General features: G+C 75.0%; 19 protein-coding genes. 14 read left to right on the top strand and 5 right to left on the bottom strand.

The annotated features are described in order from the left end of the window. Positions 1-13 precede the first annotated feature (13 nt). The 5 genes from BJ968_RS20300 to BJ968_RS20280 are packed head-to-tail and all read left to right on the top strand — an operon-like array spanning position 14 to position 4,732. A complete protein-coding gene (locus BJ968_RS20300; RefSeq protein WP_179754907.1) occupies positions 14-925 on the top strand; it encodes an ATP-binding cassette domain-containing protein in 912 nt (303 codons plus the stop codon). After that, positions 922-1,785 carry an ABC transporter permease subunit gene (locus tag BJ968_RS20295; RefSeq protein WP_179754905.1) on the top strand — a complete coding sequence of 288 codons (864 nt, stop codon included), beginning with the start codon at positions 922-924 and terminating at the stop codon, positions 1,783-1,785. The genes BJ968_RS20300 and BJ968_RS20295 overlap by 4 nt, the downstream gene beginning before the upstream one ends. Further along, positions 1,772-2,590, top strand: a complete 819-nt coding sequence (locus BJ968_RS20290; RefSeq protein WP_179754903.1) for a hypothetical protein — start codon at positions 1,772-1,774, stop codon at positions 2,588-2,590. Before BJ968_RS20295 ends, BJ968_RS20290 begins: the two co-directional genes overlap by 14 nt. 49 nt (positions 2,591-2,639) lie before the next feature. Continuing rightward, a complete protein-coding gene (locus BJ968_RS25970) occupies positions 2,640-4,049 on the top strand; it encodes a histidine kinase (protein WP_179754901.1) in 1,410 nt (469 codons plus the stop codon). Further along, on the top strand, positions 4,046-4,732 hold the full coding sequence (locus tag BJ968_RS20280) for a response regulator (protein ID WP_179754899.1): 687 nt from the start codon (positions 4,046-4,048) through the stop codon (positions 4,730-4,732). The genes BJ968_RS25970 and BJ968_RS20280 overlap by 4 nt, the downstream gene beginning before the upstream one ends. Here BJ968_RS20280 and allB read toward each other — a convergent pair. Continuing rightward, the gene (gene allB, locus BJ968_RS20275) at positions 4,729-6,132 is read right to left on the bottom strand and encodes an allantoinase AllB (protein WP_179754897.1); all 1,404 of its coding nucleotides are present in this window, start codon (positions 6,130-6,132) and stop codon (positions 4,729-4,731) included. The two genes, BJ968_RS20280 and allB, sit on opposite strands and share 4 nt — an antisense overlap. Before the next feature lie 185 nt (positions 6,133-6,317). On the opposite strand from allB, the gene BJ968_RS20270 reads away from it, so the two are divergent. The 3 genes from BJ968_RS20270 to BJ968_RS20260 are packed head-to-tail and all read left to right on the top strand — an operon-like array spanning position 6,318 to position 11,889. Beyond that, positions 6,318-7,844: a DUF3375 family protein gene (locus BJ968_RS20270; RefSeq protein WP_179754895.1), complete on the top strand. Its 1,527-nt coding sequence runs from the start codon at positions 6,318-6,320 to the stop codon at positions 7,842-7,844. Then, positions 7,841-8,512 (top strand): DUF4194 domain-containing protein, encoded by a 672-nt coding sequence (locus BJ968_RS20265; protein ID WP_179754893.1) that lies wholly within the window; start codon positions 7,841-7,843, stop codon positions 8,510-8,512. The genes BJ968_RS20270 and BJ968_RS20265 overlap by 4 nt, the downstream gene beginning before the upstream one ends. Beyond that, the gene (locus tag BJ968_RS20260) at positions 8,509-11,889 is read left to right on the top strand and encodes an ATP-binding protein (RefSeq protein ID WP_179754891.1); all 3,381 of its coding nucleotides are present in this window, start codon (positions 8,509-8,511) and stop codon (positions 11,887-11,889) included. Before BJ968_RS20265 ends, BJ968_RS20260 begins: the two co-directional genes overlap by 4 nt. 100 nt (positions 11,890-11,989) lie before the next feature. Here BJ968_RS20260 and BJ968_RS20255 read toward each other — a convergent pair whose 3' ends face one another. Then, on the bottom strand, positions 11,990-14,842 hold the full coding sequence (locus BJ968_RS20255; RefSeq protein ID WP_179754889.1) for an aconitate hydratase AcnA: 2,853 nt from the start codon (positions 14,840-14,842) through the stop codon (positions 11,990-11,992). Positions 14,843-15,201: 359 nt separating this feature from the next. Here BJ968_RS20255 and BJ968_RS20250 point away from each other — a divergent pair, with 359 nt between their 5' ends. Both BJ968_RS20250 and BJ968_RS20245 read left to right on the top strand, forming a co-directional pair. Continuing rightward, positions 15,202-15,618, top strand: coding sequence for a hypothetical protein (locus BJ968_RS20250; protein WP_179754887.1), 417 nt, complete (start codon positions 15,202-15,204; stop codon positions 15,616-15,618). A 13-nt stretch (positions 15,619-15,631) separates the two neighbouring features. Next, positions 15,632-15,826 carry a hypothetical protein gene (locus BJ968_RS20245; RefSeq protein ID WP_179754885.1) on the top strand — a complete coding sequence of 65 codons (195 nt, stop codon included), beginning with the start codon at positions 15,632-15,634 and terminating at the stop codon, positions 15,824-15,826. 50 nt (positions 15,827-15,876) lie between these two features. Here BJ968_RS20245 and BJ968_RS26960 read toward each other — a convergent pair whose 3' ends face one another. Next, positions 15,877-17,208, bottom strand: a complete 1,332-nt coding sequence (locus tag BJ968_RS26960) for a TRAM domain-containing protein (protein WP_179754882.1) — start codon at positions 17,206-17,208, stop codon at positions 15,877-15,879. Next, positions 17,205-19,250 carry an amino acid permease gene (locus BJ968_RS20235; RefSeq protein WP_179754881.1) on the bottom strand — a complete coding sequence of 682 codons (2,046 nt, stop codon included), beginning with the start codon at positions 19,248-19,250 and terminating at the stop codon, positions 17,205-17,207. Before BJ968_RS20235 ends, BJ968_RS26960 begins: the two co-directional genes overlap by 4 nt. A gap of 92 nt (positions 19,251-19,342) precedes the next feature. Here BJ968_RS20235 and BJ968_RS20230 point away from each other — a divergent pair, with 92 nt between their 5' ends. Genes BJ968_RS20230 through trmB form a run of 4 tightly spaced genes read left to right on the top strand, consistent with a single transcriptional unit; the run spans position 19,343 to position 23,826 of the window. After that, complete coding sequence (locus tag BJ968_RS20230) at positions 19,343-20,008, top strand: NAD-binding protein (protein ID WP_179754880.1); 666 nt, start codon at positions 19,343-19,345, stop codon at positions 20,006-20,008. Continuing rightward, complete coding sequence (locus BJ968_RS20225) at positions 20,008-20,667, top strand: potassium channel family protein (RefSeq protein WP_179754877.1); 660 nt, start codon at positions 20,008-20,010, stop codon at positions 20,665-20,667. The genes BJ968_RS20230 and BJ968_RS20225 overlap by 1 nt, the downstream gene beginning before the upstream one ends. Positions 20,668-20,698: 31 nt before the next feature. After that, the gene (locus tag BJ968_RS20220; RefSeq protein WP_179754876.1) at positions 20,699-23,137 is read left to right on the top strand and encodes an ATP-binding cassette domain-containing protein; all 2,439 of its coding nucleotides are present in this window, start codon (positions 20,699-20,701) and stop codon (positions 23,135-23,137) included. Further along, the gene (trmB, locus tag BJ968_RS20215) at positions 23,134-23,826 is read left to right on the top strand and encodes a tRNA (guanosine(46)-N7)-methyltransferase TrmB (RefSeq protein ID WP_343078178.1); all 693 of its coding nucleotides are present in this window, start codon (positions 23,134-23,136) and stop codon (positions 23,824-23,826) included. The genes BJ968_RS20220 and trmB overlap by 4 nt, the downstream gene beginning before the upstream one ends. On the opposite strand, the gene BJ968_RS20210 is transcribed toward trmB, so the two are convergent. Beyond that, entirely contained in the window at positions 23,810-23,962 is a 153-nt protein-coding gene (locus BJ968_RS20210; RefSeq protein WP_179754874.1) for a hypothetical protein, read from the bottom strand. The two genes, trmB and BJ968_RS20210, sit on opposite strands and share 17 nt — an antisense overlap. Positions 23,963-23,998: the final 36 nt, after the last annotated feature.

Genomic DNA, 23,998 nt, shown 5'->3' with positions numbered 1-23,998 from the left:
CGAGGGAGGACGCATGATCACGGCTCGGGGACTGACGAAGCGCTACGGGACGACGACGGCCGTGGACGGGTTGTCGTTCACGGCACGGCCGGGGGTGGTGACGGGTTTCCTGGGTCCCAACGGGGCGGGGAAGTCCACCACGATGCGCATGGTCCTGGGGCTGGAACGCCCGACGGCCGGGACGGTCACGGTGGACGGGCAGCGGTACGCCGACCTGCGCGCGCCGCTGCGCTCGGTCGGGGCGATGCTCGACGCCCGGTCGGTGCACCCGGGGCGCACGGCCCACCGCCACCTGCTGGCCCTGGCCCGCACCCACGCGATCCCCCGGTCGCGGGTGGAGGAGGTCATCGGGCTGACCGGCCTGGAGGCGGTGGCGGGCAGGCGGGTCAAGGGGTTCTCCCTCGGGATGGCGCAACGGCTCGGGATCGCGGCCGCACTGCTGGGCGACCCGGCGACGGTGGTGCTCGACGAACCGGTCAACGGCCTGGACCCCGACGGGGTGCTGTGGGTCCGGCAGCTGGTGCGGGACCTGGCCGGCCAGGGCCGCACGGTGTTCCTGTCCTCCCACCTCATGCACGAACTGGCGCTGTGCGCGGACCGGGTGGTGGTCGTCGGCCGCGGCCGGCTGCTGGCCGACGCCTCGGTCCCCGAACTCCTCGAACGCTCCCGGGGCGCCGGTCTGGTGCGCGTGCGGACCACGGGACCGGACGCGCTGGCGCAGGCGCTGCGGCGGTCGGGGGCCGAGGTCACCGCCCAGCCCGACGGCGCGCTGCACGTGCGGGGGACCTCCGCCGAGCAGGTCGGGGCCGTGGCGGGCCGGGTGGGTGTGACCGTCCTGGAACTCGCGGCCGAGACCGGTTCCCTGGAGGCCGCCTACCTGGAACTGACCGGTGGTTCCGTGGAGTACCGGGCGGGTGCCCGGTGAGCGCCACCTCGACCCCACCCACCCCGGCCGCGCCGGTCCCGGGTCCGTCCTTCGCCCGCGTCGTCCGCGCGGAGTGGGCGAAACTGCTCGGCCTGCGCTCCACGGCCGTCGTCTGCGTGGCCACGGTGGCGCTGACGGGGCTCCTGACGCACCTGTTCACCAGCGCCTCCTCCGGCGACCCGGGGTTCGTGCCGACGCGGGACCTGACGGCCGCCCTGCCGCTGGCGTTCTTCGGCCCGCTCGTCCTGGGGATCCTCGTCGGCACCGGGGAGTTCAGCACGGGGACGTTCCGCTCGACGTTCGCCGCGGTGCCGCGACGGGTCCCCGTCCTGCTCGGGCAGGCCGCCGTCACGGCCGCGCTCGGGCTGGGGGTGGGGGTGCTGACCGTCGGCGCGGCGGTGCTGGGCGTCCTGCCCGCGGCCGCGTCGCGGGACGTGACGCCCGACCTCGCCGGGGCGCAGGTCCCCTCGCTCCTGCTCGGCTCGGTCTGCTACCTCGTGGGTGCGGCGCTGCTGGGCCTGGCGCTCGGGGCGCTGCTGCGGCGCCCGGTCCCCGCCCTGGTGGTCGCCGTCGTCGCGCTGCTGGTCCTGCCCGTCGTCCTGTCCTTCGCGGCCGAGGCCGGCACCGACCCGACGGCGGTGTACGACCCGCAGCATGTGCCGGCCGCGACGGCGGCGGTGAACACGGTGGAGACCTTCACCCCCGTCGGGGTCGGCACGGCACTGCTGAGCCCGGGCGGCGGCGGCCTCGACGGCGCCCCGGAGCTCGGTCTGGCCGGGGGCGCGCTCGTCCTGGCCGCGTGGGTCGCCCTCCCGCTGGCCGCCGCCGCCCACCGGTTGCGTCGTCGTGACCTCGGCTGAGGCGCCGCCCGTCGACGGGGCGCGCGGCGGGGCGGTGACGCCCCTGCGCGTGCTCGCCGGGGAGTGGACGAAGGTCGCGGGCCTGACCTCGACGGCCTGGCTCGTCGCCGGCACGGTCGTCGCGGCGGGGTCCCTGGTGTTCGTCCTGGGCCTGTTCACCGGGCCGGGGGACGCGGTGAGCGGCACGACCCCGGTCACCTCCGGGCACCTGCTGGCCCAGCTCGGCGTGCTGGTCCTCGGGGTGCTGGTGGGCAGCGCGGACTTCGCCACCGGGACGTCCCTGACGACGTACGCCGCGGTGCCGCGCCGCGTCCCCGTCCTCGCGGCGCAGGTGCTCGTGACCGCGGCCGTGGCGCTGGGCACCGGGACGCTCGCCCTCGCCGCGTCGGTCCTGGCGACCGCGGGCGCCCGGCGCGCCGCGGGCCCGGCGTCGGCGCTCCCGGCCCCCGTGGACCTGCGCGTCGCGGTGGGGTACGTGCTGTTCCTGACCGGCGCCGCGGTGTGCGGGGTGCTGCTGGGGTCCCTGCTGCGCCGGCCCCTGGCGGCGCTGGCGACCGCGGTGGTGCTGTTCGTGCTCCTGGACCAGGTGCTGGCCGCGAACCCCGGGCACGTCACCGGCACGGTGCGCGCGCTGCTGCCGAGCAGCGGCACCCGGCTGTTCGCCGACGGGGAACGGCTGGCCGCCCTGGCCGCCGGCGGCGGCCCGGACCTGGGCGCGGGCGGCGGCGGGCTGGTGCTGGGCGCCTGGTGCACCGTGCTGGCCGTCCTCGCCGGCCACCGGCTGGTGCGCCGTGACGTCCTCTGACCGGCCGGCGGCGACGGGGACCGCCCCCACCCGGTGGCAGAGTGCCGGGGTGACGACACCACGCGCCGGGTCCCCCGAGGCGCACGGGACGCCCGGCGGCCCGCCGGCCCTCACCGCGTCGCAGGTGCAGCGGCAGACGACCGCCGGCCGGCTGCTCGCCGCCCACCCGTGGACCGCCCACGTCGCCCTCGTCGCGCTCGTCCTGCTCGTCGGGGCGGTCACCGCGGCCCTGGCCTCCGAGACGGTCCGGGGCGCCACGGCCCTGGGGTTGTTCCTGCCCGGCTCCCCCGTCCACGACCGCGTCGTGCGCGCGTGGCTGGCCGGGGCGCTGCTGGGGGCGCTCGTGCTGCCCGCCCGGAACCGGTGGCCGCTGGCCGTCACCGCGGTGCTGACGGGCCTGGCCGTGCTGTCGCTGGGGGTGGGTGGGGTCCTGGGGGTGCTGGGGCTGTGCCTGGCGTGGGCGCTGCGCGCCGTCGCCGCACGGCACAGCGCCCGCACCGCGTGGGTCGCCGGCGCGTCGGCGCTGGCCGTCGTGGCGGTCGGCGCGTGGTGGTGGCAGGACGTCGGCCTGGCCGAGGTCCTGCTGTGGAGCGACGAGATCCCGGTGGGCGACCGCCCGCCGGTCCAGCAGCTGACCGGTCCCGGGTTCTCCTCGGGGCGCCGGTCCTGGACGGTGGTGCTGCTGCTGGTGCTGCTGCTGCTGGGCGGCCTGACCGGCGCCGGCGTCCAGGCCCGCCGCGTCCACGCCCGCGACCTCGCCGAGCGGTACGCGGCGCTGGCCCGCGAGCGCGACGCCAGCGCGGCGCTGGCGCGCTCGGCCGAGCGCGCCCGGATCGCACGGGAGGTGCACGACGTCGTCGCCCACAGCGTCTCGGTGATGGTGGCCCTGTCCGACGGGGCGGCCGCCGCCCTCGACCGCGCCCCGGGGGCCTCCCGGCAGGCGCTGGCCGAGCTGTCGAGGACGGGCCGGGAGGCCCTGGCCGACATGCGCGGCGTCCTGGGTTCGCTGCAGCCCGACGACGAGGGGGGTGCGGCCGGGCCGCCGGTGCCGACGGCGCCGACGGAGACGGACCTGCGCGCGGTCGTGGAGCGGTTCCGGTCCGCGGGCCTGCCCCTGACGGCCAGCGGGCTGGAGGTCGCGCTGCCGGACACCGCCGTGCGCCTGGCCGTGGTCCGCATCGTGACCGAGGGGCTGACGAACGTGCTGCGGCACGCACCGGGGACCCCCTCGGTCGCGGTGGCGCTGCGGCGCGGCGAGGACGCCGTCGAGGTCGAGGTCGTCGACGCGGGCGGCACCCGCGCGGGGGACGGCGGCGGGACCCGGCGCGGCCTCGTCGGCATGCGGGAACGGGCCGCCCTCCTCGGCGGGTCGGTCGAGGCCGGTCCCGCCGGCACGGGCGGCTGGCGGGTCCGCGTCGTCCTGCCGGCCGGCGCGCCGGGCGGGAGGGACCGCCCGTGACGACCGTGCTGCTCGTGGACGACCAGGCCCTGGTGCGCACGGGGTTCCGGCTCGTCATCGAGTCCGAGCCCGACCTGGAGGTGGTCGGTGAGGCCTCCGACGGTGCCGTCGCGCTGGACCAGGTCCGGGCGCTGGCCCCGGACGTGGTGCTCATGGACGTCCGGATGCCCGGGGTGGACGGCATCGAGGCGACCCGGCGCATCGCGGCCGAGCACCCGTCCTCGCGGGTGCTGGTGCTGACGACGTTCGACGTCGACGAGTACGCGTTCGCGGCGCTGCGGTCGGGAGCCAGCGGTTTCCTCGTCAAGAGCGCCGAACCCGCCGAGCTCGTCGAGGCGATCCGCGTCGTCGCCTCGGGCAGTTCCGTCGTGGCGCCGCGCCTCGTGCGGCGGATGCTCGACCTGTTCGCCGCGCACCTGCCCACCGCGTCGGCGGACGCGCGCGAGGGCGGGCTGGACCCCCGGCTGCGGGTCCTGACCCCGCGCGAGCTGGACGTCCTGCGGTGCCTCGCCGGGGGGTCCTCCAACGCCGAGATCGCCGAGCGGCTCGTCCTGTCCCTGACCACGGTCAAGACGCACGTGGGCAACGTCCTGGCCAAGCTGGGGCTGCGCGACCGCGTGCAGGCGGTCATCGCGGCGTACGAGTGCGGGCTCGTCGGCGCGGACCGCCGGCCCGGGCGCTAGGGGCGGGTCAGCAGTTCCCCGCGCGGTTCCCCGCCCAGGTCGACCGGTTCCCCCCGCCGCCAGGTGGACCGCACGGCGCCGGTGAACCGCCGCCCGGCGTACGGGGTGACCTTGTTCTTGTGCTGCAACGACTCCGCGTCGACGACCCACTCCTGCTCGGGGGCGAAGACGGCGAAGTCGGCGACGTTCCCGGCCGCGATGCGGCCGCGGTCGGCCAGCCCCGCCAGGTCGGCCGTGGCCGAGGACATCCACCCCACGACGGTCTCCAGCGGGACCCCGCGCCCGCGGGCCGCGGTCCACACCGCGGGCAGGCCCAGCTGCACCGAGGCGATGCCGCCCCAGGCCGTCCCGAAGTCGCCCTCCTCCAGCCGCTTCAGCTCCGCGGTGCACGGGGAGTGGTCGGAGACGACGCAGTCGATCGTGCCGTCGAGCAGCCCGGCCCACAGCGCGTCCTGCTCGGCGCGGTCGCGGATCGGGGGGCAGCACTTGAACGTGGTGTCCCCGTCGGGGACCGACCCGGCGTCCAGCGTGAGGTAGTGCGGGCACGTCTCGGTGCTCAGCCGCGTGCCGGCCGCCTTGGCGGCGCGGACCTCGGCCAGCCCGGCCGCCGAGGACAGGTGGACGACGTGCGCGCGGGCGCCGGCGTCCGCGACGGCCGCGGCGACCGCGCGCACCGCGAGGGCCTCGGCCGCCGGCGGGCGGGAGCCGAGGAAGTCGGCGAACCGGGGACCGCCGGCGTGGGCGTGGGCCTCGATCTCGTCGGCGTCCTCGGCGTGGACGAGCAGCAGGCCGTCGAAGCGCGCCAGCTCGCTCAGCGCCGCCGCCAGGCCCGCGGGGTCCAGCGGCGGGAACTCCTCGACGCCGGAGTCCAGCAGGAAGCACTTCACGCCGAACACGCCCGCCTCGTGCAGCGGCGCGAGCTGGTCGGCGTTGCCGGGCACCGCACCGCCCCAGAACCCGACGTCGACGGCGCACTGCCCGCGCGCCGCAGCCCGCTTCACCTCCAGCGCCGCGGGGTCGAGGGTGGCCGGGACGCTGTTGAGCGGCATGTCCAGGATCGTCGTGATGCCGCCGGCGGCCGCGGCGCGGGTCGCGGAGGCGAAACCCTCCCACTCGGTGCGGCCGGGTTCGTTGACGTGGACGTGGGTGTCCACGAGCCCGGGCAGCAGCACCTCGTCGTCGGCCAGCACCACCTCGCCGGACCCGCCCGGCGCGAGGGCCCAGGGGTGGTCGAGGGCCTCGACGGCCACGACGCGCCCCCCGCGCACACCCACCGACACCGGCCGCACCGCGCCGTCGACGACGGCGCGCCCCGCGCGCAGCACCAGGTCGACCGTCCGGTCGTCCTCCCGGGCCGCGTCGGCGGCGTCCGGTCCGGTGCCCGTCGTGGGGTGGGTCATCGTGCCTCCCGGGTGCGGTGCGCGGCGGGAGCCGGTGGGCTCCCCGCGGCGGGACCCGCCGCGTGACCCGCACTCTACGAGGGCCCCCGGCGGACCGCGGTCCCCCTCCGCGCGGCGGGCGTGGCTCCGGGGACCGCCGGCGTCCCCTACCGTTCTGGGAGCACGACGGCACACCGGAGGACCCCTTGAGCAGCATCCGCGACGACCTGGCGCGCGCCCACCAGGCGTTCACGCGGCCGGCGCTCAGCCTCCTGCGCCGCCCCTCCGGGCCGCTGGTCGTGGCCGTGCTGACCTGCGCCTTCGGCGGTCAGCGGCACCGCATCCCCGTCGAGCGCTTCCACGCCCAGGTCGCGGGCCTGCTGGGCGAGCTGAGCCTGCACGGCCACGAGGTCCCCGACACCCCCGCGCGCGACCTGGTCCGCGGCTGGGTGCGCGAGCAGTGGCTGTCGCTGACGCCGGTCGCGGCCCCGGACGGGCGCGCGGACGACCGGGGCGAGGAGCAGGACGAGGGCGACGGGGAGGAGTACGCCCTGACCTCCCACGCCCAGGACGCCATGGACCACGTGGCGCGCGTTTCGGGCGAGCGCGTGCTGCTGGGGGAGTCCCGGATCCGCACCGTCCTGGACACCGCGCGCCGCTGCGCCCTGGAGGCCACCCCGGACCGGGACCGGCGGGTGCAGCGGCTGGAGGAGCAGATCGCGGCCCTGAGCGCCGAGCGCGACCGCCTGCTGGCCGGTGAGGACGTGCCGCGGGCCAGCGACGAGCGGATGCTCGGGCAGTACCTGGACCTGGCGGACCTGCTGTCGGCGCTGCCGGGGGACTTCCTGCGGGTCTCGGAGGAGGTGCGCCGCATCCACCGCGAGGTCGTCGGGGACTTCCGCGCCGAGCAGCGCCCCACGGGGGAGGTGCTGGAGGACTACCTGCGCCGGGCCGAGGAGCTGCTCACCGGGTCCGTCTCCGGGCGCGCCTTCGCCGGCGCGGTGGAGCTGGCCCGCGACGAGGACACGCTGCGCGCGCTGCAGGAGGACCTGGCCACGATCCTGGAGCACGGGTTCGCCGCCGGCCTGACCCCCGAGCAGCGCACCGCCCTGCGGACCACCCCGGAGACCATCGGCGACGGCATCGAGCTCGTCCTGGAGCAGCGCCGGCGCCTGTCGGCGTCCCTGCGCTCGCACATCCTGCGGCACGACCCGCTGCGCGACCGCGAGCTGGACGAGGCCCTGCGCGCGGCCGCCGAGCAGCTGACGCACTGGATCGCGACGACCGGTCCCCGCGCCGCGATCGACCTGGACTCCCCCATCCCCTCGGCCCGCATCGCCGTCACGACGATGCGGACCCGGCTGCACGACCCGGCCGACGACACCAGCCCCCCGCCGCTGCGCGACCACGACGAGACCGCGGAGGGTTCGTCGCTGGAGGAGCTGCGGCGGTTCGGCGGTCCCGACTTCGAGCGCCTGCGCACCGCGGTCACCGCGGCCGCCGGCACCGCCGGGGCGGGGACGGCGGCGGTGTTCGACGACCTGCCCGACGACCTGCGCCGGCCGGCGGACCTCATGGGGTTGCTGCACCTGGCCGTCGCCGCGGGCGGGGCGGACCCGGCCACGACGAGCCGGCAGGCCGTCTACACGACCAGCCGACCCGACGGGACCGTCCACCGGTTCCTGGGGCCGGACCTGTCCCTGGACCCCGAGCAGGACGAGGCGACCGCGTGATCGACGACACCACCGCACCCGAGGCGGCCCCGGGGCCGGACGCGGGGCTGGAGGAGGACGGCCTGTTCCCCGGCGACGCCGGGACCCTGGCCGAGCCCGTGCGGACGGTCCTGGTCCAGCTGCTCAAGCGCCGCTACGTCTCCGCGGCCCAGCACCCGCAGTCGTGGCGGGTGCTGGTGGAGAACCAGCGGTCGCTGCGCAGCCGGCTCAACGACGTGTTCCTCGACCTCGTGGTGAACCACGACTACCAGGTCGCGTACAAGCAGCAGGCCGCCTCCCCCACCGGCGACCGGTTCCCGACGCTGCTGTTCGACCAGCCGTGGAGCCGGGAGGAGACGGTGCTGCTCATCTGCCTGCGCCGGCTGGCGCGCTCGCGGTCGGCGGCCGGGGACACCGAGGTGTTCGTCGACCGCGCCGAGCTGATCGACGAGGTCGGGCACTTCCGGCCGCTGTCGAGCACCAACCAGGCCCGCGACGAGCAGCAGGCCGCCCTCGGGGTCGACAGCCTGCTGCGGCAGGAGGTGCTGCTGCGCACCGGGACGGAGAACCGCTACCGCGTCTCCCCGATCCTGGAGGTGCTGCTGCCGGTCGACGTCGTGCAGCGGCTGGTGGCCGAGCTCACCGCCCACAACTCCACCCACCCGGCCCCCGTCGAGGAGAACGCGTGAACGACGGCCCCACCCTCCCCGGTCTGGCCCTGGCCGGCGCCGGCCGCCAGCAGTGGCACGTCGCGCACGCCCAGCTCGTGAACTGGGGCGGTTTCGACGGGTACCACCGCGTCGACTTCGACCCGCGCGCCAACCTCGTCACGGGCGCCTCGGGCACCGGGAAGTCGACGACCCTCGACGCGTACATCGCCGTCATGATGAGCACCGCCACGGCGTTCAACGGCGCCTCCAACGACGCCGTCACCGGCCGGGCCCGGTCGGCGACGCAGCGCAACCCGCTGTCCTACGTGCGGGGCAAGCTCGACGAGGTCCTCGACGAGGACACCGGCAAGAACCGCGACGCGACCCTGCGCGGCCGCGACCGCGACGGGAACCCCGCCAACGCGTGGTCGGGGCTGGCGTTCACGTTCCGGCACACCGACGGGCAGACCCTGACGGCGCTGCGGCTGTACTTCGCCCCCGCCTCGGCCCGGGACCCGCGCGACGTCAAGGACCACCTCGCGGTGTTCCGCGGCGACTTCGACCTCAAGCTCGTCGAGCCGTTCGCCGAGCGGCGGTTCGACCACAAGGCCATGCGCCGCGAGTTCGAGGGGCTGGACTTCTTCGACTCGTACGCGAAGTTCGCCGCGCTCGTGCACCCCGTCCTGGGCATCGGCGCCGACGGCGACGGGACGGCGGCCGTGAAGCTCCTCAGCCGCATCCAGGCCGGCCGGGAGGTCGCCTCCGTCGACCAGCTGTACCGGTCGATGGTGCTGGAGCGCCCGCGGACGTTCGAGGCCGCCGACCGGGCCGTGGCGCACTTCGCCGACCTGGAGGCGACGCACGCGACGATGCGGACGGCCGAGGAGCAGATCACCGTCCTCGGCGAGATCCCCCGGCTGCACGCCGACCTGGACGAGGCGCGCACCGAGATCGCCCTGGCCGACGCGCTGGGGTCCTCGGAGAACAGCGGGTTCGCCCTGTGGGCGGCGCGCATCGAGGCCCGCCTGGTCGCCGCGCAGGAGCAGGCCGCCAAGTCCCGCCGCGCCGAGGCCTCCGAACTGGTGCGCCGCAAGCGCGCCGAGCGCCTGGCGGCCGAGGTGCGGGTCGACGAGAACCGCCGGTTGCTGGACACCCACGGCGGCGGGGCGCTGGAGGCGCTGGCCCTGGGCCTGAAGGCGGCCGAGCAGCAGCACGCCGACACCGAGGGCGCCCGGCGGCGGGCCGCGGAGCAGACCCGGGAACTGGGCGACCTGGCCACCGACCCGGAGGGTTTCGCGCAGCAGCAGCGCGCGTCGCGGCAGTTCCTGCGCGACCTGCCCGCGGCGCTGGCGGACCTGGAGGAGCAGGGCCGGGCGCTGGCCGAGTCGGCCGGCCCGGACCTGGCCGACCGCCAGCGGCTGTGGGCCGAGAAGCGCTGGTTCGCGCAGCGCTCGGACCTCATCCCGCGCGACCTGGACGCCACGCGCACGGCGATCGCCGCGCAGCTGGGCCTGGCGCCGCACGAGCTGCCGTTCGTCGCCGAGCTGCTCGACGTGCGCCGCGAGGACGAGCGGTGGCGCACGGCCGCCGAGCTGCTGCTGGGCAGCTTCGCCCGGACGCTGGTCGTCGACCGCTCGCTGCGCTCGGCGTTCCGGCAGCGCGTGGACCAGCTCACCCTGCCGCGGCGGGTGAGGTTCCGGTTCGCCGACGCCGACGTGCCGCTGTCGGAGCCGGACCCGGCGACCCTCGTGGGCAAGCTGCGCGTGCGGGAGGACTCCCCGTACCGGGGCTGGCTGAGCGCCGTGCTGGCCGAGGACTTCCCGCACCTGGCCGTCGCCGGTCCCGACGCGTTCCGCGACGACCGCGTCCGCCGGATCACGCTGGCCGGGCAGGTGCAGAACGGCGACCGCGGCGCGCACGGCGGCCAGGAGGGGCTGCGCGCGATCCTGGGGTTCTCCCCCGCGGCCCTGCTGCGGCGCATCGACGAGGAGGTCGCGGCCGTCGACGCGCGCCTGGCCGGTCACCAGCGGCGGCAGGACGAGCTGACCGCGACCCGGGACGGTCTGCTGCGGCAGGAGAAGGCGCACCAGCGCCGGGCCGAGCTGCGCTGGGCCGACGTGGACACCGCGACGACGGCGGCGGCGGTCACGGCCCGGCAGGGTGAGATCGACGCGCTGCTGGGCGCCAACGACCAGATCGCGCTGCTGCGCGCCGAACGGGACCGGCTGGACGCCGCCGCCGACCTGGCCCGGCAGGAGGAGGCGAAGGCGCAGGTCGAGCTGACCGCCGCCGAGCAGGTCTGGGGGGACCTGGTGTCCCTGCAGGACGAGGTCGACGACCGCCTGGGCGAGCTGCACCGGCTAGGCGTGGAGGTCACCGCCGACCAGGCCCGGCACCTGGGCGAGCTGCACCGCCGGTACGGCGTCGACGACACCGTGGAGAGCTTCCGGAAGGTGCAGCCGAAGATCCGCCAGGCCACCGCCGAGGGGCGGCAGGCCGCCCTGGCCCGCGAGGCCGAGGCCGTCGGGCGCCTCGAACGGGCCTTCAAGGCCTTCCAGAGCCGCTGGCCGCAGCCCAACCTCGGCCCGGGCGTCTCCTCCTACGAGGGGTACCGGGAGATCCTCGACGACCTGACCCGGCAGGGTCTGGCCGAGCGGGCCGAGGAGTTCCGCCACCAGGTCGTCAGCTGGTCCGGGGACGACCTGCTGACCCTGCAGGCCAAGCTGCGCCAGGCCGGGGCCGACATCGTCAACCGCCTCGCCCCGGTCAACGAGATCCTCGCCGGCCTGCCCTTCGGCCCCGGCGGGGACCGCCTGCACATCGAGGTCCAGCCGCAGGTCATCCCCGAGGTGACGGCGTTCCAGAAGGAGCTGCGGGAGCTGACGGCCGGGACGACCCGGGCCGACGACCCCGCCGCGGTGGAGGCCCGGTTCCTGGCCCTGCGGGCCTTCATCGACCGGCTGCGACCGGGCCCGCAGAACGCCTCCGAGCGCGAACTGCTCCTCGACGTCCGCAAGCACACCTCGGTGCGGGCGCTGCGGGTGGACTCCGCGACGGGGCGCACGCTGAGCATCTACGACCACCTCGGCGGGAAGTCCGGCGGTGAGGTGCAGGAACTCATCGCCTTCATCGTCGGCGCGGCCCTGCGCTACCAGCTGGGCACCAGCCGCAACGCGCTGCCGGTGTTCGCCCCGGTGTTCCTCGACGAGGGTTTCGTGAAGTCCGACGGGGAGTTCACCGCCCGCGGCGTCAACGCGTGGCGCGGGCTGGGTTTCCAGCTGATCATCGCCGCGCCGCTGGACAAGGTCCCCGCGATCGAGCCGCTCATGCAGCGCGTCATCGAGGTGACCAAGACGCCCGCCGGGTACGCGCGGGCGATCACCCTGGTCGACGCGGACGAGCGCCCGGCGCCCTGACCCGGCGCGGGGAGCGGTCGCGGCCCGGCACCGCCCCGGACGCGGCGACGGCGGCCACCCCCTGCCCGGGGGTGGCCGCCGTCGTCGTGGTGCGGGTGGGTCAGGCGTTCGTCAGCGACCGCAGCACGTACTGCAGGATGCCGCCGTTGCGGTAGTAGTCCGCCTCGCCGGGGGTGTCGATGCGCACGACCGCGTCGAACTCCACGACGCCGCCGTCGGTCTTCGTGGCGGTCACCTTGACGGTCCGCGGGGTGCGGCCCTCGTTGAGCTCGGTGATGCCGGCGATGTCGAAGGTCTCGGTGCCGTCGAGGCCGAGGGAGGCCGCCGACTCCCCCTGCGGGAACTGCAGCGGGACGACGCCCATGCCGATGAGGTTCGAGCGGTGGATGCGCTCGAAGCTCTCGGTGATGACGGCCTTGACGCCCAGCAGCGCGGTGCCCTTGGCGGCCCAGTCGCGCGAGGAGCCCGACCCGTACTCCTTGCCGCCCAGGACGACCAGCGGGGTGCCGGCCGCGGCGTAGTTCTGCGCGGCGTCGTAGATCGACGTCTGCTCCCCGTCGCGGGTGAAGTCGCGGGTGTAGCCGCCGGAGACGTTGTCCAGCAGCTGGTTGCGCAGCCGGATGTTGGCGAACGTGCCGCGGATCATGACCTCGTGGTTCCCGCGGCGCGAGCCGTAGGAGTTGAAGTCCTTGCGGTCGACGCCGTGCTCGGTCAGGTACACCCCCGCCGGGGAGTCCGGCTTGATGGAACCGGCCGGGGAGATGTGGTCGGTGGTGACCGAGTCGCCCAGCAGCAGCAGCACGCGCGCACCGGAGATGTCGGTGACCGGCGCGGGCTCGGCCTGCATGCCCTCGAAGTACGGGGGCTTGCGGACGTAGGTGGACTCGGCGTCCCAGTCGAAGGTGTTGCCCTCGGGGGTCGGCAGGCCCTGCCAGCGCTCGTCGCCGGCGAACACGTCGGCGTAGTCCTTGACGAACATGTCCTTGCTGATGGCCTCGCCGATGACCCGCTCGACCTCGGCCGCGTCGGGCCAGATGTCCTTCAGGTACACGTCCTGGCCGGACTCGTCCTGGCCGATGGGGTCGTTCTCGACGTCCCAGTCCATCGTGCCGGCGAGGGCGTAGGCGATGACCAGCGGCGGGGAGGCCAGGTAGTTCATCTTGACGTCGGGGTTGATGCGGCCCTCGAAGTTGCGGTTGCCCGACAGGACCGCGGTGACGGCGAGGTCGTTCTCCTGGACCGCCGCGGAGACCTCCTCGGGCAGCGGCCCGGAGTTCCCGATGCAGGTGACGCAGCCGTAGCCGACGAGGTGGAACCCGAGCTTCTCCAGGTACGGCGTGAGGCCGGCCTTGTCGTAGTAGTCGGTGACGACCTTCGAGCCCGGCGCGAGGGAGGTCTTGACCCAGGGCTTGCGGGTCAGGCCCCGCTCCACGGCGTTCTTGGCCAGCAGCGCGGCGGCGACCATGACCGAGGGGTTGGAGGTGTTGGTGCAGCTGGTGATCGAGGCGATCGCGACGGCGCCGTGGTCGATCTCGGTCCGCGTGCCGTCGGCCATCGTGACCGCGACCTTCTTCGAGGGCCGGCCCTGGGCGTGACCGGGGGCGGCGGGTTCGTCGCGCTCGTCGGTGCTGGAGGCCGAGGGGGCGTCGGAGGCCGGGAAGCTCTCGGCGCTGGCCTCGTCCTGGGAGGAGCCGGCGACGGCGTCGACCGCGTCGCTGTGGGCGCTGGAGGCGACGTTCCCGGTGGCGGGGACCTCGTCGGTGACGTAGTCGCCCAGGGCGGCGCGGAACGCCTCCTTGGCCTCCGTCAGCACGATGCGGTCCTGCGGGCGCTTCGGGCCGGCGATGCTCGGCACGACCGTCGACAGGTCCAGCTCGAGGTACTCGGAGTAGGCGGCCTCGACCGAGGGGTCGTGCCACAGGCCCTGTTCCTTGGTGTAGGCCTCGACGAGGGCGACCTGCTCCTCGCTGCGGCCGGTCAGGCGCAGGTAGTCCAGGGTCACGTCGTCGATGGGGAAGATCGCCGCGGTGGACCCGAACTCGGGGCTCATGTTGCCGATGGTGGCGCGGTTGGCCAGCGGCACCGAGGCGACGCCCTCGCCGTAGAACTCCACGAACTTGCCGACGACGCCGTGCTTGCGCAGCAGTTCGGTGATGGTCAGCACGACGTCGGTGGCGGTGGCCCCGGCGGGGATCGCCCCGGAGAGCTTGAACCCGACGACGCGCGGGATGAGCATCGAGACGGGCTGGCCGAGCATGGCCGCCTCGGCCTCGATGCCGCCGACACCCCAGCCCAGGACACCCAGGCCGTTGACCATCGTGGTGTGCGAGTCGGTGCCGACGAGGGTGTCGGGGTAGGCCTGCAGCTCCGAGCCCACCTGGCGCGGGAACACGACGCGGGCCAGGTGCTCGATGTTCACCTGGTGCACGATCCCGGTGCCCGGGGGGACGACCTTGAAGTCGTCGAAGGCGGTCTGGCCCCAGCGCAGGAACTGGTAGCGCTCGCGGTTGCGGCCGTACTCCAGGTCGACGTTCTGCTCGAAGGCGTCGGGGCGGCCGAAGACGTCGGAGATGACGGAGTGGTCGATGACCAGCTCGGCCGGCGACAGCGGGTTGACCTTGGTCGGGTCGCCGCCGAGGTCGGCGACGGCCTCGCGCATGGTGGCCAGGTCGACGATGCAGGGCACGCCGGTGAAGTCCTGCATGATCACGCGGGCGGGGGTGAACTGGATCTCGGTGTCCGGCTGGGCGCTCGGGTCCCAGCCGCCGAGGGCGCGGATGTGGTCGGCCGTGATGTTGGCGCCGTCCTCGGTGCGCAGCAGGTTCTCGAGGAGGACCTTGAGGCTGAACGGCAGCCGGGCCGAACCCTCCACCTTGTCGAGGCGGAAGATCGTGTAGTCCGTCCCCCCAACTGTTAGGGTAGCCTTGGCTTCGAAGCTGTTGTGGCTGCTCACCGGGAGCTCCTCACTCGTCTTCCGTCGTGTCCGTCGTCGTGCGTCCGTCGTGCGTCCGTCGTGCGTCATCGTCACCGTCGTCACGGTCGTCGTGCCGACGTCGATGGTCCCACCGGCCGGGGCGGGACCGCTCGGGGGGTGGTGGGACCCCCGCGACCATTTATCTCGACGTCAAGATACCACCGCGGCCCCCTCGACGACGAGGGAGGCGCGCAGGGCTCCCGGCGCGCCGCCCGTCTCGCAGCGCGACGCTCCACCCGGACGGGTGCACTCGGTTGCACTACGGACGGCTTGAGTTGGATCACGCTCAGTCAGCACAGTGGCAGCAGCACCCCGCACGACGCCCTGGAGAGCGCCGGATGAACCCCACCCTGAACCGCACCCTCAGCACCGCCCCCACCACCGCACCGGAGTCCGTACCGGAGTCCGCTCCGGCCCCGGCCGTGGACCTGGGCCGGACCCCGGTCCCCACCGCCCGCGGTGCGCAGCACCGCGCCCCCGGCCGGCCCCTCACGGCCCGGCGCGCCCCGCGCCCGGTCGAGCTGGGCGACGCCGGGTCCGGTGCGGTGCTCGCCTCGGTGCTCGAGGGCCTGCGCGCCCTGCCCGACCGGCCCGCCGTCGACCACCGCACCCGGGTGCGCGAGGCGCTGCGCACCGCGGGGGAACGGCTCGACGTCCCGGTCCTGCTGCTCGTCGTGCGCGCCGGCGTCCTCGCCTCGCTCGCCCTGACGGTGCTCCTCGCGCTGTGGCTGGCCGACTCCGGCCGGCTCGGCTGAGCCGGGGGTGACCGTGTCCACGCTCCCCCCGCTGCCCGGGCGCAGCCGGCGCTACGTCCCGCGCCACTCCACCCGCGAACCGTTCCGCGCCTGGGACGGGCAGGGGATCGCCGGGACCACCCCCGGCGCCACCCCGGCCCACGTCCTGGAGTCCCTGCTGACGGGCCTGGGCACCCTCGACCGCCCCGGGGCCGACCCCACCCGCTGACCCCGCCGCCTGAGCCGGCGGGACCAGCGGGCGACCGGGCGGAACCGGCCTCAGGCGGCCCGCACGAAGCGCGCCACGCACTCCACGTGGTGGGTCATGGGGAACAGGTCGAACGCCCGCAGCCCGTCGAGGGCGTACCCGCGCTCGGCCAGGAACGCGGTGTCGCGGGCCAGCGCGGCCGGGTCGCACGCCACGTAGGCGATCGCCCGGGGGGCCAGGTCCGCGATCCCCGCGACGACCGCGCGGCCCGCCCCCGAGCGCGGCGGGTCCAGGACCACCAGGTCGGTGCCGCGGGCCGGCAGCTCGGGGTCGGCCAGCGCGTCCTCGACGGCCCCGGCCCACAGCTCCACCTGCCCCAGCTCGTGCAGGGACTTGCGGGCGTCGCGCACGGCGCGCTCGGACCCCTCGACGGCCAGCACCGACCCCTCGGCCCCGACGGCGTCGGCCAGCAGGGCGGTGAACAGCCCGACGCCGGAGTACAGGTCCAGCGCGCGCTCGCCGGCGCGGGGCTCGAGGGCGGCCAGCACGGCCTCCCCCAGCAGCTCCGGCGCAGCGGGGTGCACCTGCCAGAAACCGGCCCCGCCGACGCGGAAGGCGTGCTCGCGCCCCCGCACCGCGATGCGCTCCCCCACCCACGTGCGCCCCGAGACGCGGTGCAGGCCCTCGGGGGTGCGGAGGGCGACGGAGGCTTCGGGCAGCTTCGGCAGGTGGGCGCGGGTGCCCGGCGCGGGGGTGGCCACGACGAGGGGGGCGGCGCCGTCGGAACCGGCCGCCACCTCCAGGGTCTCGACGTTGCCGTACCGCTGGCCCAGGACGCCGCTGCCGACGACCGCGGCGGTGCTGATGGGGCAGTCGTCCAGCGGCACCACCGCGTGCGAGCGGTGCACGCGCAGCCCGGGACGGCCCTCGGCGTCCACGGCGAACTGCGTGCGGGTGCGCCAGCGCAGGCCGTCGGGGCTGCCGGGCGCCTCCTCGACGGTGACGTCCACGTCCAGCGAGGCCAGCCGGCGGAACTGCTCGGCCACGACGGCCGCCTTCAGCTCCCGCTGCCGGGCGAGGGTGACGTGCTGGAAGTCGCACCCCCCGCACCGGCCCGGACGGGCGACCGGGCACGGCGGCTCGACGCGGTCGGCGTCGGCCTCCAGGACGCGGACGGCGTCGGCCCGCCAGAACTTCGCGCCCTCGGCGCCCTCGGTGACGCGGGCGATCACGCGCTCCCCGGGCAGGGCGTGCCGCACGAAGACGACGCGGCCCTCGTGGCGGGCCACGCAGTGCCCGCCGTGGGCGACGGGGCCGACCTCGACCTCGATCTCGGTGCCGCGCGCGTCGGGCCCGGCGGGTGCGGCGGCTCGGGTGCGGCGACTGCGGGACGGGGCGCTCACGGGTTCTCCTGGTGCTGCTGCTCGACGGGGCCGGGGCCGAAGGCGCCCCGGCGGACGGTACCGGGGGCGGCGCGCTCGACGCGGTCCTCCAGCCCGACGGAACTGCTCAGCTGCCACGGGACGCTGGCGACCATGACCCCCGGCTGGTACCGCAGTCGGGCCCGCAGCCGCAGCGCGGACTGGTTGTGCAGGAAGGTCTCCCACCAGTGGCCGACGACGTACTCGGGCACGTAGACGATGACGAGGTCGCGGGGGTGGCGCTGGCGCATCGAGCGCACGAACTCCAGGACCGGCTTGGTCACGTCCCGGTACGGGGAGTCCAGGACGGTCAGCGGGACGGGGACCCCCAGGGCCTCCCAGCGCTGCTGCAGCGCCGCGGACTCCTCGGGCTCGACGGCGACCGTCACGGCCTGCAGGTCGGTGGGCTTGGCCGCCCGCGCGTAGGCCAGGGCCCGCATCGTCGGCTTGTGGATCTTGGAGACGAGGACGATGCCGCGCACGCCGGTGGGCAGCGCCTTGGCCTGCCGCTCGGCGGGGATCTCGATCTCGCGGGCGACGTTGGTGTAGTGCCGGCGGATGAGCTTCATGTTCGCGAAGACGAAGACCATGGCCAGGATCGCGATGTAGGCGCCCTGGGTGAACTTCGTCAGCAGGACGATGACCAGGACCAGGCCGGTCAGCCCCAGGCCGATGCTGTTGATGACCCGCGAGCGCCGCATGGCCGCGCGCTTGCCCGGGTCGGTCTCGGTGCGCAGGTGCCGCGTCCAGTGCCGGATCATGCCGGTCTGGCTCATGGTGAAGGACACGAAGACGCCGACGATGTAGAGCTGGATGAGCCGGGTGACCTCGGCGTCGTAGGCGACGATGAGGACGATGGCCGCCACCGCCAGCGCGATGATGCCGTTGGAGAAGGCCAGCCGGTCCCCGCGGGTGTGCAGCTGCTTGGGCAGGAAGCCGTCGCGGGCCAGGATCGAGCCGAGCACGGGGAAGCCGTTGAAGGCGGTGTTGGCGGCCAGGACGAGGATGACGCCGGTGGCCGCGGTGACGACGTAGAAGGCCACCGGGAGGTGGTCGAAGACCGTCGCGGCGAGCTGGCCGATGATCGGGTCCTGGACGTAGGAGTCGCCCACGGGCACCCCGTCGCGCAGCAGCTGCGTCGCGGGGTCCTCGGCGAAGCGGACGTGGGTGGCCCGGGCCAGGGTCACGATGCTCACGAGCATGGTGACGCTCGTCAGGCCCAGCAGCAGCAGCGTCGTGGCGGCGTTCCTGCTCTTGGGCTTGCGGAAGGCCGGCACGCCGTTGCTGATGGCCTCCACCCCGGTCAGGGCCGCGGCGCCGGAGGAGAAGGCCCGCAGGACCAGGAAGGCCCCCGCCAGGCTGGTCAGGCCGCCGGAGATGTCGTGCTCGGCGGCCAGGGTGAGGTCACCGCTCGGCGCTTGCGGCAGGTCCCCGAACAGCAGGCGCCCGAAGCCGTAGAGCGCCATCCCCAGGATGGAGGCCATGAAGATGTAGGTGGGCACGGCGAAGGCCGCGCCGCTCTCGCGCAGCCCGCGCAGGTTGGCCGTCATGAGCAGCAGGACGAGCCCGACCGCGAACAGGGCCTCGTGCCCGCGCAGGACCGGGATCGCGGCCGCCGCGTACTGCGCGCCCGAGGAGATCGAGACGGCCACCGTCAGGACGTAGTCCACGAGCAGCGCGCTGCCGACCGTCAGGCCGGCGTTGGGGCCCAGGTTGACCGTCGCGACCTCGTAGTCCCCGCCGCCGGAGGGGTAGGCGTGCACGTTCTGCCGGTAGGAGGCGACCACGACGAACATCACCAGCACGACCGCGGCGACGATCCACGGCGAGAAGGCGTAGGCCGCGATGCCGGCGATCGACAGGGTCAGGAAGATCTCGTCGGGGGCGTAGGCGACCGAGCTGAGGGCGTCGGAGGCGAACACGGGCAGCGCGATGCGCTTCGGCAGCAGCGTCTCGGAGAGCCGTTCGCTGCGGAACGGCCGTCCGACCAGGACGCGTTTGACCGCTTCGGTCACAGAGGGCACGTCTCACGATGGTAGGTGCACCGGCCGGGTCCGCGTGCCGAACGCGGGGGCGGGCGGGTGCCCGGTGCAGGAGCAGGCGGTAGCGTTCAGGAGTGCACTTCGTGATCATGGGCTGCGGCCGGGTCGGTTCGAGCCTCGCGCTCACCGTCGAGCAGCGCGGGCACAGCGTGGCGGTCGTGGACCAGAACGCCGACGCCTTCCGCCGGCTGGGGCCCACCTTCGCCGGGCGCCGGGTGACCGGGGTCGGCTTCGACCACGACACCCTCGTCGAGGCCGGCATCCACGAGGCCGGCGCCTTCGCCGCGGTCTCCTCCGGCGACAACTCCAACATCCTCGCCGCGCGGGTGGCGCGGGAGAAGTTCGACGTCGAGAACGTCGTGGCCCGCATCTACGACCCGGGCCGCGCCGAGGTCTACGAGCGCCTGGGCATCCCCACCATCGCCACGGTCCGCTGGACGGCCGACCAGGTGCTGCGGCGGCTGGTGCCCGAGGGGGCCGTCAGCGAGTTCCGCGACGCCTCCGGGCGCGTCGTCCTCGTCGAGACGCCCGTCCACGACGCCTGGGTGGGTCGGCCGCTGTCGGCGCTGGAGGCCGCCGCGGGGGTCCGCGTCGCCTACGTGACGCGGCTGGGGCAGGGTGTCGTGCCCGTGCGGGGCATGGCCTACCAGGAGGACGACATCGTGCACGTGGTCGTGGCCGACGAGCGGGTCGCCGCGGCCGCGGCCGTGCTGGCCGCCGCACCGGAGGAGGGGGCCTGATGCGCGTCGTCATCGCCGGCGCCGGCATCGTGGGGCGCTCGATCGCCCGGGAGCTGCTCGGCAACGGCCACCGGGTCCTGCTCATCGACCGCAGCCCCGCCGCCATGAAGATCACCAGCGTGCCGGACGCCCAGTGGCTGCTGGCCGACGCGTGCGAGATCTCCAGCCTGGACGAGGCCGAGCTGGCCGACTGCGACGTCGTGGTGGCCGCCACGGGCGACGACAAGGCCAACCTCGTCGTGTCCCTGCTGGCCAAGACCGAGTACGGCGTGCCGCGCACGGTCGCCCGGGTGAACAACCCGAAGAACGAGTGGCTGTTCGACGAGGCGTGGGGCGTCGACGTGGCGGTCTCGACGCCGCGGCTCATGACCGCCCTCGTCGAGGAGGCCGTCAGCGTCGGGGAGCTGGTGCGGCTGTTCACGTTCCAGCAGGGCCAGGCGTCGATGTCGGAGTACACCCTCGAGGAGGACAGCCCCGTGCTGGGCCGCACCGTCGGGGAGGTGCGCCTGCCCGAGGACACCGTCCTGGTGGCGATCGTGCGCAGCGAGCGGCCGCTGCCGCCCAGCGGCGACGACGTCCTCGAGGCCGGCGACCACCTGCTGTTCCTGTCGGTGCCGGACGCGGAGTCGGAGCTGAGGACGATCCTCGGAGCCCCCTGACGGCGGCGCGGTGCGCTGGCAGGATCGGGGCATGGCCGCGCCGACGACCCCGCCCGAGCCCCCGCCCGCGCCGGCGCGCCACCCCGCCGACGGCCACGACCTCATCCGCGTCCACGGCGCCCGGGAGAACAACCTCCGGGACGTCACCGTCGAGCTGCCCAAGCGGCGGCTGACGGTCTTCACGGGCGTGTCCGGGTCGGGCAAGAGCTCGCTGGTCTTCGCGACGATCGCCGCGGAGTCGCAGCGGATGGTCAACGAGACGTACTCGGCTTTCCTGCAGGGGTTCATGCCGTCCCTGGCCCGGCCCGACGTCGACGTCCTCGACGGCCTCACCACGGCCATCGTCGTCGACCAGCAGCGCATGGGCGGGGACCCCCGCTCCACGGTCGGCACCGCCACCGACGCCCACCCGCTGCTGCGCATCCTGTTCAGCCGGCTGGGGCAGCCGCACGTCGGCGGGCCGGGCGCCTTCTCCTTCAACGTCCCCCCCGTCTCGGCCAAGGGCTCGCTGACGGTGGCCAAGGGCACCGCGCAGACGAAGGTGCTCGCGGACTGGTCGCGCGCGGGGGGCATGTGCCCGCGCTGCGAGGGCCGCGGCCAGGTCGACGACCTGGACCTGAGCGAGCTGTACGACGCCTCCCGCAGCGTCGACGAGGGGGCGATCAAGGTCCCCGGTCACACGGTGGACGGCTGGTACGGCCGCATCCTGCGCGGCTGCGGGCTCTTCCCCTGCGACGTCCCCGTCGCGGACTTCACGCCCGGGCAGCTGGAGGCGTTCCTGCACTCCGAGCCCGTGCGCCTGAAGGTCGACGGCATCAACGTCACGTACGAGGGGCTGGTCCCCAAGGTGCGCCGGTCGATGCTGTCCAAGGACGTCGACTCCCTGCAACCGCACGTGCGGGCCTTCGTCGAGCGGGTCGCGACGTTCCGGGCGTGCCCGGACTGCGACGGGACCCGGCTGGCCGAGGGCGCCAGGAACTGCCGGATCGCCGGGGTCAGCATCGCCGACGCCTGCCGGATGCAGGTCTCCGACCTCGCCGCGTGGGTCGCGACGCTGGACGAGCCCTCGGTCGCCCCGCTGCTGGAGAACCTGCGCGGGGTGCTGGACTCCTTCGTCCAGATCGGGCTGGGGTACCTGTCGCTGGAACGCGCGGCCGGGACCCTGTCCGGCGGCGAGGCGCAGCGGGTCAAGGTGGTCCGACACCTGGGGTCGTCGCTGACGGACACCACGTACGTCTTCGACGAGCCCACCACGGGGCTGCACCCGCACGACGTGCAGCGCACGAACGACCTGCTGATCCGTCTGCGGGACAAGGGGAACACCATCCTCGTCGTCGAGCACGAACCCGAGGTCGTCGCCATCGCCGACCACGTCGTGGACCTCGGGCCCGGCGCCGGGCCCGCGGGCGGCCGGATCTGCTACGAGGGCACCGTCGAGGGTCTGCGCACCAGCGGGACCGTCACGGGACGCCACCTCGGGGACCGGGTGGGACTGAAACCGGCCGTGCGCACCCCGACGGGGACCCTGCCGGTCCGCGGTGCCCGCCGCAACAACCTGCGCGACGTGTCCGTCGACCTGCCCCTGGGTGTCCTGGTCGTCGTGACGGGCGTCGCGGGGTCGGGCAAGAGCTCCCTGGTCCGCGGGTCGGTCTCCCCGCTGGAGGGCGTGGTGACCGTCGACCAGTCACCGATCCGGGGGTCGCGGCGCAGCAACCCGGCGACGTGGACGGGGCTGCTGGAGCCGGTCCGCAAGCAGTTCGCGAAGGTCAACGGCGTGAAGCCGGCGCTGTTCAGCCCCAACTCCGAGGGCGCCTGCCCCACGTGCGGCGGCAACGGCGTCGTGTACTCCGACCTCGCGATCGCGGCCGGCGTCGCCACGACCTGCGAGGACTGCGAGGGCCGGCGCTTCCAGGCCTCGGTGCTGGAGCACCGGCTGGCGGGCAAGGACATCTCCGAGGTCCTGGCCCTGCCCGTCACCGAGGCGCTGGCGTTCTTCGCCGCCGGGGAGGCCAGGACCCCCGCCGCGCACGCGGTGCTGAGCCGCCTGGCCGACGTCGGCCTCGGGTACCTGACCCTCGGCCAGCCGCTGACCACCCTGTCCGGCGGCGAGCGCCAGCGCCTCAAGCTCGCCACGCACCTGGGCACCCCCGGCGGGGTCCTCGTCCTGGACGAGCCCACGGCCGGTCTGCACCTGGCCGACGTGCGGCAGCTGCTGGGCCTGCTGGACCGGATCGTCGACTCCGGCAAGTCCGTGGTCGTCGTGGAGCACCACCAGGCCGTCGTGGCCCACGCCGACTGGGTCGTCGACCTGGGTCCGGGCGCCGGGCACGACGGGGGGCGGGTCGTCTTCGAGGGCACCCCCGCCGACCTCGTCGCGGCCCGCTCGACGCTGACCGGCGAGCACCTGGCCCGCTACGTCGGGGAGCACGTCGGGGAGCACGCCGGGGCGGAGGCGACAATGGCGGGGTGAGTCCGTCCCCCGTACCGCCCGTGGCCCCCGTGCAGTCGTTCAAGCTCCGCCGGGGGCGGATGGGGGTGGTGCGGCAGGAGGCGCTGGCCGAGCACCTGGGCCGGTACGAGGTCCGCGCCGACACCGACCTGGACCCCGTCGCCCTGTTCGGGAACGACCACCCCGTGGTCCTGGAGATCGGGTCGGGCATGGGTGACGCGACGCTGGCGATGGCGCTGGCCGCGCCGGAGGTCAACGTCGTCGCCGCCGAGGTGCACACCCCCGGGATCGGGGCGCTGCTGCAGGGGGTCGTGGAGCACGGGGTCACCAACGTCCGCCTCCTGGAGGCCGACGGCCGGACCTTCCTCACCGAGCGGGTGGCCCCGGGGAGCCTGGCCGGGGTCCGCGTCTACTTCCCCGACCCCTGGCCCAAGGCCCGGCACCACAAGCGGCGCCTGGTGGGCCCGGACTTCGTGGCGCTGGTGGCCGACCGCCTCGCGCCGGGCGGGCTGCTGCACTGCGCGACGGACTGGGAGCCCTACGCCGAGCAGATGGTCGAGGTCGTCGCGGCGAACCCGGCGTTCACGCTGGACCCGGACCGGTCCCGGCCCGCGTGGCGGCCCCTGACGCGGTTCGAGCGGCGCGGCCTGGCCCTGGGGCACGTCGTCAACGACGTGCTGGCCCGCAGGACCGCTACCCCTCGACCTTGACGAGGCGGCGGCGCTTGACGGTCCAGCCCTCGGGCATGGTGCCTTCCTTGAGCATGCGCAGGGGGCAGCGCTTGCACTTGTCCTTCGACTCGCAGCACTTCGACTTGGGCCAGAGGACCTTCTGCTTCTTCGGCACCGCAGGACGGTAACAGGCCGAGGTAGGTGAGCCTCA

Origin of the sequence: Kineococcus aurantiacus (assembly GCF_013409345.1) — a bacterium.
Classification (GTDB): Bacteria; Actinomycetota; Actinomycetes; order Actinomycetales; family Kineococcaceae; genus Kineococcus; species Kineococcus aurantiacus.
The sequence above is the reverse complement of the archived record's forward strand: the minus strand, read 5'-3'. Positions and strand labels throughout refer to the sequence as shown.

What these genes read in the sequence shown, in the direction of transcription:
- BJ968_RS20300 (WP_179754907.1), top strand. Translation starts at nt 14, where the DNA reads ATGATCACGGCTCGGGGACTGACGAAGCGCTACGGGACGACGACGGCC.
- allB (WP_179754897.1), bottom strand. Translation starts at nt 6,132, where the DNA reads ATGACCCACCCCACGACGGGCACCGGACCGGACGCCGCCGACGCGGCC.
- BJ968_RS20250 (WP_179754887.1), top strand. Translation starts at nt 15,202, where the DNA reads ATGAACCCCACCCTGAACCGCACCCTCAGCACCGCCCCCACCACCGCA.
- BJ968_RS20225 (WP_179754877.1), top strand. Translation starts at nt 20,008, where the DNA reads ATGCGCGTCGTCATCGCCGGCGCCGGCATCGTGGGGCGCTCGATCGCC.
- BJ968_RS20220 (WP_179754876.1), top strand. Translation starts at nt 20,699, where the DNA reads ATGGCCGCGCCGACGACCCCGCCCGAGCCCCCGCCCGCGCCGGCGCGC.